The sequence below is a fragment of the Eubacterium sp. 14-2 genome (genome assembly GCF_000403845.2).
In the GTDB taxonomy this organism is placed as follows: domain Bacteria; phylum Bacillota; class Clostridia; order Lachnospirales; family Lachnospiraceae; genus Petralouisia.
In genome coordinates, this window is record NZ_KE159567.1 from 2169846 (window position 1) to 2183008 (window position 13163).

Annotated in this window: 8 protein-coding genes and 1 other annotated feature; of the genes, 1 reads left to right on the top strand and 7 read right to left on the bottom strand. The window is 46.5% G+C overall.

All coding sequences use genetic code 11. From position 1 onward, the window contains the following. Positions 1-17 precede the first annotated feature (17 nt). The gene (locus C805_RS17050; protein WP_016215172.1) at positions 18-278 is read right to left on the bottom strand and encodes a hypothetical protein; all 261 of its coding nucleotides are present in this window, start codon (positions 276-278) and stop codon (positions 18-20) included. 571 nt (positions 279-849) lie between these two features. Continuing rightward, positions 850-1356: an SEC-C metal-binding domain-containing protein gene (locus tag C805_RS17055; RefSeq protein ID WP_016215173.1), complete on the bottom strand. Its 507-nt coding sequence runs from the start codon at positions 1354-1356 to the stop codon at positions 850-852. Positions 1357-1793: 437 nt separating this feature from the next. Here C805_RS17055 and C805_RS17060 point away from each other — a divergent pair, with 437 nt between their 5' ends. Continuing rightward, complete coding sequence (locus C805_RS17060; protein WP_016215174.1) at positions 1794-3398, top strand: spermidine synthase; 1605 nt, start codon at positions 1794-1796, stop codon at positions 3396-3398. Positions 3399-3419: 21 nt separating this feature from the next. On the opposite strand, the gene C805_RS17065 is transcribed toward C805_RS17060, so the two are convergent. The 5 genes from C805_RS17065 to C805_RS17085 all read right to left on the bottom strand — a co-directional run bounded on the left by C805_RS17065 (position 3420) and on the right by C805_RS17085 (position 13081). Further along, positions 3420-4412 (bottom strand): glycoside hydrolase family 5 protein, encoded by a 993-nt coding sequence (locus C805_RS17065; protein ID WP_016215175.1) that lies wholly within the window; start codon positions 4410-4412, stop codon positions 3420-3422. 98 nt (positions 4413-4510) lie between these two features. Further along, on the bottom strand, positions 4511-5578 hold the full coding sequence (queA, locus tag C805_RS17070) for a tRNA preQ1(34) S-adenosylmethionine ribosyltransferase-isomerase QueA (protein ID WP_016215176.1): 1068 nt from the start codon (positions 5576-5578) through the stop codon (positions 4511-4513). A 5-nt stretch (positions 5579-5583) separates the two neighbouring features. Next, positions 5584-8004, bottom strand: coding sequence for a phenylalanine--tRNA ligase subunit beta (pheT, locus tag C805_RS17075; RefSeq protein WP_016215177.1), 2421 nt, complete (start codon positions 8002-8004; stop codon positions 5584-5586). A 47-nt stretch (positions 8005-8051) separates the two neighbouring features. Next, positions 8052-9071: a phenylalanine--tRNA ligase subunit alpha gene (gene pheS, locus C805_RS17080; RefSeq protein ID WP_016215178.1), complete on the bottom strand. Its 1020-nt coding sequence runs from the start codon at positions 9069-9071 to the stop codon at positions 8052-8054. A gap of 69 nt (positions 9072-9140) precedes the next feature. After that, positions 9141-9397 (bottom strand) — a binding site (T-box leader). Between the two features lie 117 nt (positions 9398-9514). Then, positions 9515-13081 (bottom strand): transglutaminase domain-containing protein, encoded by a 3567-nt coding sequence (locus tag C805_RS17085; protein WP_016215179.1) that lies wholly within the window; start codon positions 13079-13081, stop codon positions 9515-9517. Positions 13082-13163: the final 82 nt, after the last annotated feature.

A 13163-nucleotide genomic window follows, 5' to 3' on the forward strand; every position in this document is an offset into this window, starting at 1 on the left:
GTATTCTCCTCTGTTATCTAATTAAAATGAACCACGTCTTCTTCCTCGTCCGGTTCTTCCCATTCTTCCGGGAAATCATCTTTGTACCCATTCCCGTTATTTCTGTTTTTACTTCCATTGTGACTGCCAATGGTAGTATATTTCATACGCCGGGGTGCAAAGATATAACCTATAACAATTCCTCCCAGCAGGCTGGTGGTAATTGCCAGCACATACTCCTTTCTGGTCATTTCCACAACATCTGTTAAGGTTTCCATCCATTTTTTTATCTTACACATAATTTCTCCTTTCCTGGCAGATGACCTGCGTATCATTGTTTTTTATCTTACAGGAAAGACACTTTCACGCGTTAGCGTAACAAGGTCTTTCCTGTAGAAGACCAAAGAATCCTGCTTTGCAGGATTCTCCGCCTGCGGCGGGTCACTTTAGTGACATATTTCTTTTCCGCCGCAGTGCGATAATTGTCTTTTATTCTATAGGAAATCCAGAGGAATTTCCTATAGAATAAAAAATCCCATGCAATACTGTCGTACTGCATGGGACGTAATATACGCGGTTCCACCCTGCTTGCTCCGTTTCCGGATTTTTGAAAACAAAGCCTCTCATTTTGACGATAACGGAGTCACCGGGCTTTTGGCCTGCTCAAGGGTAGTCTTCGGCTGTTTCCTGCCAAACCGTTTCCAGCTCCCGAACAGCAAATCTGTTCTTCGACGGTTCTCTCTGCCTGTTTTTCTTCCTAATATATATAGAAGAAACCCGGCATTTCGCAGCTTACTCTTCCTGTCAGCGCTTTGTCTGTTTCAGTTCTTTATTACTATAATCCTTTTTCCCTCATCTGTAAAGGGATTTTTATTTATTTCTTCCGCAGCACTTTTTGTACTTTTTGCCACTGCCGCAGGGACAGGGATCATTGGGATAAATTTTGTCTTCTTTTATAATTGTACCGGATTTCTTCTGCTCCAGATACAACCTGTGTCTGGTTTCCTCGTCATAAATCTTCTCCCACTGAGGAAGTTCATAAAGCCAGTCTGCCTTTGCATCCACCATGTTTTTGTAGAGTTTTTCCTTGTCAAAGGCCAGACTCACTCTGGTGTCCTCTTCCATTTCTTCAATTGGATTGGGGGTAATCAGACTGTCATTAATTCCATCCAGAAATCCCGTCATATCCATAATGGACAGTTCATATTTTTCCGCCAGTTCCTTTACTGTTCCCTCCACCGGCTGATCCGGATTTTCCAGCAGCTGCTCATACACACCCTTCTCCAGAAGAAAATATCTCTGCCAGAATCTCTGAAGTTCTCCCTTGTTGGTTTCCTGATTGTATGCAATATCTTTCCACTGTTCTAATAATGCCATATTAAATACCATCCTTTACCACTGTTCTATTCTGTACCTGAACTGTACATACTTATCATAGTATAAACCATTTCCTGCGGTTTTTCAAAGGAATTTTTTATAAACTTGTGAAGCAGAAGAAAAAAATCCCCCGTCCGGCAAAGCCTTACAGGGGATTTTAAAAAGGGGAGGATAAGTATTTAACCTTATCTTTGGTTCAAAGCATTCTGCTTTTACCGCTCAGGGCAAGTGGGGGATTTGTCCTGTTCGGATGATAATAGTATGAACCGTTTCTTTTCTTTTATACAATATTTTAAAAATTTTTGCTATTTTTCTTCCGGTTATGTTAGAATAAGAATGCGCAGGATGGAAATTTTATTTTCATAAACTTCAAAAATATTTTTTATCATACGGATATTTCTCCTGCCATACAAAATAATCATAAAAGGCGGTAATTTATGAACGAAAAAAACATTTCAGGCAACAAATATTTTCTGTATGTCACAGAATTTTTCTCCGGCATGTCCGTGATGGCAGTGGAACTGGGCGCAAGCCGCCTGATGGCTCCTTATTTCAGTTCTTCCCAGATTGTATGGACCGTGATCATCGGCGTCATTATGATTGCCATGGCTCTGGGCAATGTGTGGGGCGGACGTCTGGCAGACAAAACCTCCTCTCCGGACAGGCTGTATGGAAGGCTTCTTCTGGCCTCTGTCTGGATTGCGCTGATTCCTTTTGCAGGAAGGTATCTGATCGGGGGGATTTCTCTGCTTCTTGCAGCATTTGTCACCAGAAATTTTCTGGTATGGGCAGCTCTTTCTGCCTGTCTTGCTGTGTTTGCCTTTCCCTGCGTACTCCTTGGAACTGTTACCCCTTCTCTGGTAAAATATTCGGTAAACAGCCTTGACAACAACGGAAAAACCGTGGGTGAGCTTGGGGCCTTAAACACCATCGGAAGCATTATCGGTACATTCCTGCCTACTTTTGTGACAATTCCCTCGGTGGGAACTGCCGTCACCTTTTTGATTTTTTCCGGTGTCCTGGCCCTTATCAGTATTGTCTATTTTGTTTCCATGCGGAAAAAAATGGTAACATGCATTTTAACAGCTGTACTGATTCTCACACTGGGCCTCACTTCTTCCAGTTACAGTTTTGCATTCTGGGAACAGGATATTACCCTGGAAGACGAATCCATCTACAATTATCTGCAGGTAAAAGAATCGGATTCTTCTGTGATTCTTTCCACCAATGTGCTGTTTGGCGTTCAGTCTGTCCTGATGAAGGATTCCAGGCTCACCGGCATGTATTACGATTACGCTCTGGCTGCTCCTCTGATGGCGGGCATTTCTGCTGAGAACCCCGGCAGTATCCTCATTCTGGGACTTGGCACCGGAACTTTTGCAAAATACTGCAGTGAATATTTTCCAGGCTGTTCCATTGAAGGTGTGGAAATCGACAGAAAAATTGCTGACCTGGCTTCGGAATATTTTGAACTGCCGGACTCTGTTCAGGTGTCTGTCTACGATGGACGCTCTTACCTTGCTGCTTCCGATAAAACCTATGATGTGATTATGGTGGACGCCTATCAGGATATCACCATTCCTTTTCAGATGTCTTCCGTGGAATTTTTTACAGAAGTCCGGGAACATCTGGCTCCCCACGGGGTAATGGTGGTAAATATGAATATGAAATCCCGTTCCGAACATTCCATCAACGATTATCTCTGTGATACCATGGGTTCCGTATTTGAACATGTCTATACTGCTCCCGTAAGCGGAGGTACCAACTGTGAAGTTTTTGCATTCCAGTCTCCTGACGTACTGAAAACTTTTGAAACAGAAAGAAAAGCTCTGACAGATGCAGCCCTTTCTGATATGATGGAAACGGTTTGGGGCCAGATGGCGCCCCGGCAATCCGGCAATTTAATTCTGACGGATGACAGGGCGCCTGTAGAACTCCTTGGTATGCAGGTGCTGGATGAAATTATTGCCGATGAGCTGGATTATTACCGGGAGCTGTATCTGGGGGAAATTTTTTCAAGTGCTCCATTTTCCGGTGCATAAAACCACGCTTTTCAAAGCAGTTTATTTCTGTCTGAACTGTTTTACCAGCCAGTTCCCCCAGGGAGTCAGTTCTTTGTTTTTCCATCCGGAGGTATTGCTGCAGTCAGACTTAATCAGTGCGGAGCTCTCCCCTTTGTTGGAAAGATTCCATCCCACATAACTGATTTTATTCCTGTTCAGGAACTTCATCCATCGGCTGCCTTCTGATTTGTTCAGCGCCCCATTTCCGGAAGCATCGGAAATACCGAATTCCGATACAAACAGGGGCAGCCCCTGATCCAGCGCCGCCTGAGCTTTCTGCCGCAGATATTCCCCGTGGGTTCCCGCATAAAAATGCAGGGTATACATAAGATTTTTTCCTCTGACAGGGTTCTGAGCTGCCAGCTCCACGTCCTGAGACCAGTTCGGAGTTCCAATCAGAATCACTGCATCTTTATCTCTGGAGCGGATGGCCTTTACCACTTTCCCGGCATAAGTTCTGATATCTGACCAGGAAGTCCCTCCATTGGGTTCATTGCAGATTTCATAAATCACATTGGTATAATTCTTATACTTTGAAGCCATTTTCTTAAAAAAGGCCACTGCTTCTTTTTCATAAGTTCCGGGATTGCCGTCACTCAGAATATGCCAGTCAATAATCACATACAGTCCGGCTTTTGCGGCACATTTCACGCCCTGGTCAATCCGTTTCTCCAGCATCTTTCTGTTGGCTTTGCCGCCGGTGCAGTATCCGTTGTATTCACTGGTATACATGGCCAGACGTACCGTATTGATCTTCCAGTTCTTCTTCATCCAGGAAAAAGCCTTCTGATTCACATACTGGGGATACCAGGACAGACCGTGAGTGCTGACTCCCCTGAGCTGAACCGTTTTCCCCTTATCATTTACCAGCTGTGTTCCCTTTACCTTCAAAGCCGGAAGTTTTGCCCCATACACCGGCATACAGTCTGATGCTGTAATGCAGAGAACTGCCAGCAGACAGATAAAAAATTTTCGTATTCTGATTTTCTTCATAATTTCCTCCCCTCTGTGGGTTTTGCACAAACAGGCAGACGGTGAAAGAATCTGCAGATTCTTCCACCCTTTTGTTCCTCTCCTGCCGGCATGGCAGATCAGATAATCAGCATGGCGTCTCCAAAACTGAAAAATCTGTATTTTTCCTGCACTGCCGTTTCATAGGCTTTCATAACCTGTTCTCTTCCTGCAAGGGCTGATACCAGCATCACCAGCGTGGATTCCGGCAGATGAAAATTGGTAATCAGTCCGTCCAGCACCTGAAACTGATACCCTGGATAGATAAAAATGTCTGTCCAGCCGCTGCCTGCCTGTACTGCCACTCCCTCTGAAGGGGTTCCGCCCTCCTGCTGCTTTTTTGCCTGCAGAGATTTTACCGCAGATTCAATGGTACGGCAGCTCGTAGTTCCCACGCAGATAATTCTGCCGCCTCTGCTTTTCGTTTCATTGATGATTCCGGCCGCTGTCTCATCAATCTGATAAAATTCCGAATGCATATGATGATCCTGCACCTGTTTTGCTTTCACCGGACGGAACGTACCAAGGCCCACATGGAGCGTTACTTCCGCAATGGAAATTCCTTTCCGGCGGATTTCTTCCAGAAGTTCCGGTGTAAAATGCAGTCCGGCGGTAGGTGCGGCTGCCGATCCTTCTTCTCTGGCATAGACGGTCTGATAGCGGTTCTTATCCTGGAGGGGATGGGTAATGTAGGGAGGCAGAGGCATCTGACCCAGCCGGTCCAGAATCTCCTCAAAAATCCCGTCATACGTGAACTGAATCAGCCGGTTGCCTTCTTCCGCAATCTCTAACACTTCTCCCGTCAGAAGGCCGCCGCCGAACATAATTCTGGTTCCGGGTTTTGCCTTTTTCCCTGGCTTTACCAGAGTTTCCCAGATATCATTTTCTCTTCTTTTCAGCAGCAGAATCTCTATTCTGGCCTGTGTTCCCTCCCGTTCTCCATAAAGCCTTGCCGGAATTACCCTGGTATTGTTGAGCACCAGACAATCTCCTGGATTCAGATAATCCACAATATGGCGAAACCCTTTGTGCTCCACTTCTCCCGTCTCTTTGTGAAGTACCAGGAGACGGGACCCGGAACGGTCCTCCAGCGGATCCTGGGCGATCAGTTCCTCTGGCAGCTCATAATAAAAATCTTTCACATCCATACGATTTATTTCCTCAGTTCAATGCCCAGTGCTTCCAGCTCTTTCAAAATCTTTTCCATCGCCGGCGCATAGTCTGCTTCTTCCAGTGTTTTGTCTTTTGCCCGGAAGGTCAGAGAATATGCCACAGATTTGCAGCCTGATTTAATCTGAGCTCCTTCATAGATGTCAAACAGTTCATAGCTTTCCAGATATTTTCCTCCTTTGGCGTCAAATATCTTCTCCACTTCTCCCACCAGAATATTTTTCTTCATAACCATGCTGATATCGCGGGTTACTGCCGGGAATCTGGCAATCCCTTCATATTTTCGGTCAAAGTTGGCCAGTTTTACAATTTCCGGCATGTCGATCACGGCCACATATACCCGGTCTTTGATGGAATAATTGTCTGCCACCTGGGGATGAAGTTCTCCCAGATATCCCAGAACCTTTCCCTGGTACAAAATATTGGCCTGTCTGCCCGGATGAAGAAATGGTTTTTGAGAATCAGGGTCATAGATTTCTTTTCCGGTAAGCCCTGCTTTGGCAAAAAATTCTTCCACCACGCCTTTCATGGTATAAAAATCCCCTTCTCCATACATGCCAAGGGTAAACTGCATTCGTTCTTCCGGCAGTTCTGTGAGAGGCACCTGTCCGGGAAGATAAATATTTCCCAGCTCATACAGACGTACATTTTTATTCCGCCGGTTGTAGTTGGTGGACAGGGAAGTGAGCATTCCGTTCAGGGAAATGGTACGCATAATGCTGAAATCCTCTCCCAGCGGGTTGGAAATCACCACTGTTGTACGCAGACTGCTGTCTTTTGGAATCAGCAGCCTGTCAAATACTTTCGGACTCTCGAAGGAATACGACATCCCCTGGCTGAACCCGCAGTATTCAGCCACATTTTTGGCCACTTCCTCCACTCTGAGCTTGAAGGAGAGTTTTCCTGTGGTGGCTTCTCCGTTGGGCAGTGTGGTGGGGATATTGTCATATCCGTAAAATCTTGCCACTTCTTCCGCCATATCTGCCAGACATTCCAGATCCTGCCGCCAGGAGGGTACCAGAACCTCGTCTTTTTCCTCATCATAGTCCAGATCGATTTTCTTAAAGTAGCCAATCATGGTTTCTTTTGAAATCTGCGTTCCCAGCAGCCGGTTGACTTTTTGAGCATCAAAAGGAATTCTTCTGCCTTCTTTTACTTTTCCGTATACGTCAACCACACCGCCCACTACTTCTCCGGCTCCCAGCTCTTCGATTAACTGGCAGGCCCGGTTGATGGCATCCAGTGCATTGTTGGGATCCAGACCTTTTTCAAATTTTCCGGAAGCATCTGTACGCAGGCCGATTTTTTTGCTGGAAAGACGGATGTTTGTACCGTCAAAGCAGGCTGCCTCAAACAGCATGGTCTGTACGCTGTCGGTAATCATGGAATTTTCTCCGCCCATAATTCCGGCAATTCCCACGGCTTTTTCTCCGTCGCAGATCATCAGTACGGATTCATCCATGGTGCGTTCCTGTCCGTCCAGAGTCACAAATTTCTCTCCTTCTGATGCCCTTCTTACCACAATTTCTTTTCCGGCAATGGTATCAAGGTCATAGGCGTGCATGGGCTGGCCATATTCCTCCATCACATAATTGGTAATATCCACAATGTTATTGATGGGCCGGATCCCCTGGGAAGCCAGACGCCGCTGCATCCACTCCGGCGATGGAGCGATTTTGATATTTTTTACCACCCGTGCGCAGTATCTGGGACAGAGTTCCGTATCTTCCACCGTAACTTTGATATAATCTGCTGCATTTTCACTGTTTCCTGTCTCCGGCACCACCGGGGGCTGAAATTTTCTGTCAAATGTGGCTGCCGCTTCTCTTGCAAGGCCCAGAACTCCGAAACAGTCCACCCGGTTGGACGTGATTTCATATTCAAACACCACATCGTCCAGTCCCAGTGCACGAACAGCGCTTTCTCCCACCGGTGCATCTTCACCGAAAATGTAAATGCCTTCTTCCGGTGCTTCCGGATACATTTCCCGGCTGGAGCCCAGTTCTTCAATGGAGCACATCATCCCCTCTGACGCAACGCCTCTTAATTTTCCCTTTTTGATTTTGATGCCGCCGGGCGTTTTCTTTCCGTCATGGCCTCCTGCCACACGCCCTCCGTCCAGTACCACAGGCACCTTCTGTCCTTCTTTTACATTGGGGGCTCCGGTAACAATCTGTATGTCTTCCCCGGCACCCACATCCACCTGGCAGATTACCAGTTTATCTGCATCCGGGTGCTTTTCTATTTTCTTAATCTGTCCAATGATGATTTTTTCCAGATCCTGGTCCAGTTTCTCATAACCTTCCACTTTGGAACCGGAAAGGGTCATTGCGTCCATGTATTCCTGAGGGGTCACATCCAGTTCCGGAACATATGCCTTAATCCATGATAATGATGTATTCATAATAATTGATTCCTTTCTCTGATTTTCAATAATTTATCCTGACAGGTTCAGAACTGTCTCAAAAAGCGGTCGTCATTTTCATACAGCAGACGCATATCGTCAATTTCATATTTCAGCAGTGCGATTCGCTCCAGTCCCATTCCAAATGCAAATCCGGAATATTCTTCTGAATCAATGCCGCTCATTTCCAATACTCTCGGATGTACCATTCCACAGCCTAAAATCTCGATCCAGCCGGAGCCTTTGCAGAACCGGCAGCCTTTTCCACCGCATTTAAAGCAGGTAACATCCACTTCTGCACTGGGTTCTGTAAAGGGGAAATGATGGGGACGGAATTTTACTTTTGTCTCTTCTCCAAACAGCTGTTTTGCAAATTCTGCCAGTGTTCCTTTCAGATCTGCAAAGGTAATGTGCTTATCAATCACAAGCCCTTCTATCTGGTGGAAAGAGGGAGAATGAGTGGCGTCCACTTCGTCGGAACGGAACACCCGGCCCGGTGCAATCATGCGGATGGGCAGCTTCCCTTTTTCCATTTCCCGTACCTGAACCGGAGAAGTCTGGGTACGGAGCAGAATCCTGTCGTTGATATAAAAGGTATCCTGCTCGTCTTTGGCCGGATGGTTGGCCGGAATATTCAGAGCCTCAAAATTATAATAATCATATTCCACTTCCGGGCCTTCCACCACTTCATATCCCATACCAATAAAAATGCGTTCCACCTCTTCCAGGGCAATGGTATTGGGGTGACGGTGTCCCACAGGATTTTTTCTGGCCGGAAGGGTTACGTCAATTACTTCCTGTTTTAACCGCAGATCCCGTTCTGCCGCTTCCAGCCTGGCTTTTGTCTCTTCAATGAGTTTTTCAATACTTTCTCTTGTCTCATTCACAAGCTGTCCCACTATCGGGCGTTCTTCGGGAAGCACGTCTTTCATTCCTTTTAAAACAGCCGTCAGCTCTCCCTTTTTTCCCAGAAACGCAACTCTTACATCATTTAATTTTGCCAGTCCGTCAGAATTCTGAATCTCCCGGACTGCTTCTGTCTTAATCTGTTCCAGCTTTTCTTTCATAATCATTCTCCTTTTTATAAAGTGGGCAGGCCCACATTAGTATAAAAAAACCCCCTGTGCAGAGAACTGCACAGGGGCGAAATATTCCGCGGTACCACCCTGATTTTCCGGTTTCCTTCTGCTGCATTCTTCCGAATACAGGGATACCGGACACTCTTTCTGCGTAACGTGCAGGCTACGTCATATCCTACTCCTGAAACCTGTTTCAGATATGCAGCTCCGGTGGGAAATTCGATTCCTGTCTTCTCTTAAAAGGATTTGCAGCCGGTGATCCTCTCTCTCTGTAAGCAGTACAGTTCTCTACTTAACACCTTCATTGCTTTTGCATGGAACTCATTTTAACATGGGTTCTGAAAAACTTCAAGTGTTTTTTCTGATTTCCCCAAATGCTGATAACCTTCAGGAGAACTCCCGTTCCCACTCCGGATAAATCCATGGTCCCGTTACTTCACGGTAACTGTTTTGCTCCATGTACTGTACTGGGTTTTATATTTGTATCTGGAACATTCTGTCCTTATGCGGAATCTCAGATTTTTATCTGAAGTTTTCAGCCCTGTGATACTGCACACCAGCTTTCCGCTCTTTGTTTTTACTTTTTTCAGATACTTCCATTTCTTCGTTCTGGCATTATATTTGTACAGTTTTTTTGATTTTACCCGATAAGCCAGTTTGTACTTTCTGCTGCTTTTGTTATACTGGCTGATCTGATAAGTATTTGCATTCTTCACCGGTTTAAACGACAGCTCCACACTTTTGGCAGAAAGGCGTTTGAGGGACAGTTTCGTGGGCGACTTTGGTTTGACAATCACTTTGGATTCTTTGGAGTAATTGCCATAATATGTCCTGCCTCCGCTTTTTTTGTATGCTCTGACTTTATAACGATATGCCTTTCCCGCAGTTTTCTTTCTGTCCGTATAGGAAGGACCCGTTGTTGTGTTAATCCTCACAAACCTGCCTTTGGAAGGATTATAGCGGAACACCTCATATCCCTGGGCACCCGGTACGCTTTTCCATTTCAGTTTTACCCGGCTGGTGGTATCGGAGGAAACACTTACCCCTTCCACTGTCTGCAGCGTAACTGTCTGGGAACTCATTCCCGGCTGGAGATCAGGCTGCTCCTGACTCCGTCCCTGTACTGTCACATTACATCCCGCATCCGCAGATGTAACTTTTGCTGCTCCGGAAGCAGAGGTCACCACCAGAGTATAAGTTCCGGCGTCTCTGGCAGAAGCAGAGGAAACGGTCAGTGTCCTGCCTGTTTTTCCATTCAGCGGCACATCGTCTTTATACCACTGATAAGTGTGAATTCCTTCCTTCTCCGTAATCTGAGGTGCAAGTTCAAATCCCTGACCTTCCGCCACTGTAATCTTTCTGGAAGAAAACTGAAGTTCCGCCGGAACAGGCCGGGGCTGTACCGGTGTTTCCCCCCGCTGTGCCTCTCTGGCTTTTACGCTTTCCGCCGCAAAAGCTGCGTCTATCACGTCTCCGGATTCCAGAGAATCATAATTAATCTCCACGGTCATGGATTTGTTATCTGTAATTTCCTGCCAGATACTGCCCACCACAAGCTGGTCTATTACATATCCGTCCGCCGCCTGAATGGTAAATGTACGGCTCTCCCCCTGCTGCAGCGTAACAATTCCTTCTTCTGCCCCTGTGATGCTGCCTCCTGCAGTATTGCTTACAAGCACTGATTTGGCAGGAGTTTTGCCATCGTCTTTATCTTCCACGGCCATAATGGCAAAAGGACTGAAAGATTTACATGTGATTACCAGACCATAACGTGTAACCGTACAGGGTACTTCTTCCACCCCGACAATTTTTCCTGCTTTGTTCCTGATAAAATGGCAGGCTTTAAACGTTACTCCTTCATCAGAAGGCCCGTATCCCGCCGGAAATCCAACGCTAACCCGAACAGAATCTCCAAGCTGTACCACATTCTTTTTACAGGTGAGAAAATTAATATTATATGTCTCGCTTTTCAGTACCTGTTCCCCCGGAAATGTACTTCCCACCAGCTCGTTCATAGCGTCTGCCTGTGCCTGGGTGGTTGTGGTAGCCACCAGGGTGAGTCCGGTTACCATCTCAGGTGTAAGGCCTGATCCATCCTCTGTCTCCCAGCTCTCCCAGTTTTTGCAGGAAAGATCTGACTGTTCCAGAAGAGACGGCCTTCCCCATACATTATAAAAATACCCTTTGGTACGATATGCACAGATACAGCTTCTGTAAGCAGCTGAATAACTGAACGCATTCGGCACTTTTCCACTGTCTGTCCCCACCAGTCCGGTAAGGCCAAAACGATAGGTAATACTGTTGTCCAGCCACATTTTACTGGGTGTAAAATCCATCTCTACCGTCCTGTCTCCGTCCCAGGTAAAATTCTCAACTTTACAATACTGCATGGCAGTGGTATCTGACTCTCTGACAGACAGGGTAATACCTGCTTCAGCAGCATCGTCTGCAAGTTTTAACGTATCGTCATATGTAATCTTCAGATGATGGGTTTTTTCAATTTCCAGATTCCCGGTCATGGCCGGTTCTGCTTTCTGCACATAAGGAGGCGGCGTATAGGTTCCATTGGGATTGAAAAGTTTTTCAGAACTCGCCTCAAATAACAGGGGATCTCCATGAAAGGTAAGATTCTCCAGACTGCCCCCGTTATTTCCGTCATAATTTCCCGGATTTTCACGGGTCACGGCAAATTCCACAAACTGAGCATTCGGCACATACATGGTCAGCTCTGTTTCCGTATCGTTCATGCTGGGATATACATCCGGAAGACAGTAAGCCCACTCTCCATACTCCCACCGTTTCGACTCCTCATAATATTTCGTCTCTTTCATCAGGATATAATTGCCCGTTTCAATGGCTTTGGAGGCCCCCATTCCCTGATAGCTCACCTTAAATATTCCTGTGGGAAGACCAGACTGCATTCCTTCACTGTAACTGACCGTTAAACCGTTGCTGTTTACAACTTCCTCAAACAAAGGCCCCTGTCCTTCCAGCACAGGGTATGTAAATTCAAACTCTGCCTCTGACATAACTCCGTTGGGTATATGGCGCCTGCCCATAACATCTGCCCCTGCGAGAAGATACATGGTTCTTTCTCCCCCGTCCAAGCCATTCCCGTTCTCATTGGGCACAGGAACAACAGGATCATCCATGGTTGCGTCCACACCGTACCACTGACCGTCCACCTGTACATAATTCCACATATGCAGTTCTCCCTGGTCTCTGGTGAGCTGATACATGCCCTGAACCAGCACGCAGGGAATTCCCAGCCTGTCCAGCACGGATTTCATGGCTCTGGCATAACCTTCACAGAGGCTTTCTCCTTTGACCAGAGCTCCGTAGGCAGTCCTGATATGTCCCGCATTTTCCTTTTTGCAGCTGTCTTCTAACCGGTAAGAGGTGTGCTGTATAATTTCGTCATGCACATACTTTACCTGCTGCTCTGTCAGATTCTCCCCCTCTTTTACAGAAAGACTCCTGGCCCCCTGTGCAATCTCCTCTGCTCTGGCCTCATATGCCGCAATGGCTTCTTCCACCTGCTGACTGTTTTCAAATCCCTTTACATAATAGTCGCTGCTTCTGCCGGATCCCAGCCAGGCATGATAATTTCCCCCTCCGTCCCTGGTCACACGCAGGGAAAGATACGAAAAATCCACATAAAAAATATCAGGATAATCTGCATAAAAGGCGTCTCTGGCTGCTCCCATGGCAGACAGCAGCCCGTTGTTTCCACTGGCATAGCTTTCCAGCTGTTCCCCTGTCACACACTGGTTGGCTGCCAGGTCATAATCTCCGGTTCCGGTTTTGAAAATGCCCTGTTCATACATCTGATACATGGCATCATAAAGCCTTTTCCCTTCTTCCGTAAGCTGGTTATAATAGTACCGCTCCTGTGGGGCACCGTGCACTTCCCGCATTTCTCTGCCGAAGGTCTTCGCCGCCAGAGGCAGCGCCAACATGAAAAACAGCAGCATAAAAAATGTTTTCCTGCGTTTCATCAACTTCCTCCCTCTTATTCTGGAAAAATATAGTTCTGATTCCAAGAATAACATGGGAAAATTCAGAAAGTCAAGTCCTGGA

Coding starts and splice junctions, on each gene's coding strand:
- C805_RS17050 (WP_016215172.1), bottom strand. CDS start 278: ATGTGTAAGATAAAAAAATGGATGGAAACCTTAACAGATGTTGTGGAA.
- C805_RS17055 (WP_016215173.1), bottom strand. CDS start 1,356: ATGGCATTATTAGAACAGTGGAAAGATATTGCATACAATCAGGAAACC.
- C805_RS17060 (WP_016215174.1), top strand. CDS start 1,794: ATGAACGAAAAAAACATTTCAGGCAACAAATATTTTCTGTATGTCACA.
- C805_RS17065 (WP_016215175.1), bottom strand. CDS start 4,412: ATGAAGAAAATCAGAATACGAAAATTTTTTATCTGTCTGCTGGCAGTT.
- queA (WP_016215176.1), bottom strand. CDS start 5,578: ATGGATGTGAAAGATTTTTATTATGAGCTGCCAGAGGAACTGATCGCC.
- pheT (WP_016215177.1), bottom strand. CDS start 8,004: ATGAATACATCATTATCATGGATTAAGGCATATGTTCCGGAACTGGAT.
- pheS (WP_016215178.1), bottom strand. CDS start 9,071: ATGAAAGAAAAGCTGGAACAGATTAAGACAGAAGCAGTCCGGGAGATT.
- C805_RS17085 (WP_016215179.1), bottom strand. CDS start 13,081: ATGAAACGCAGGAAAACATTTTTTATGCTGCTGTTTTTCATGTTGGCG.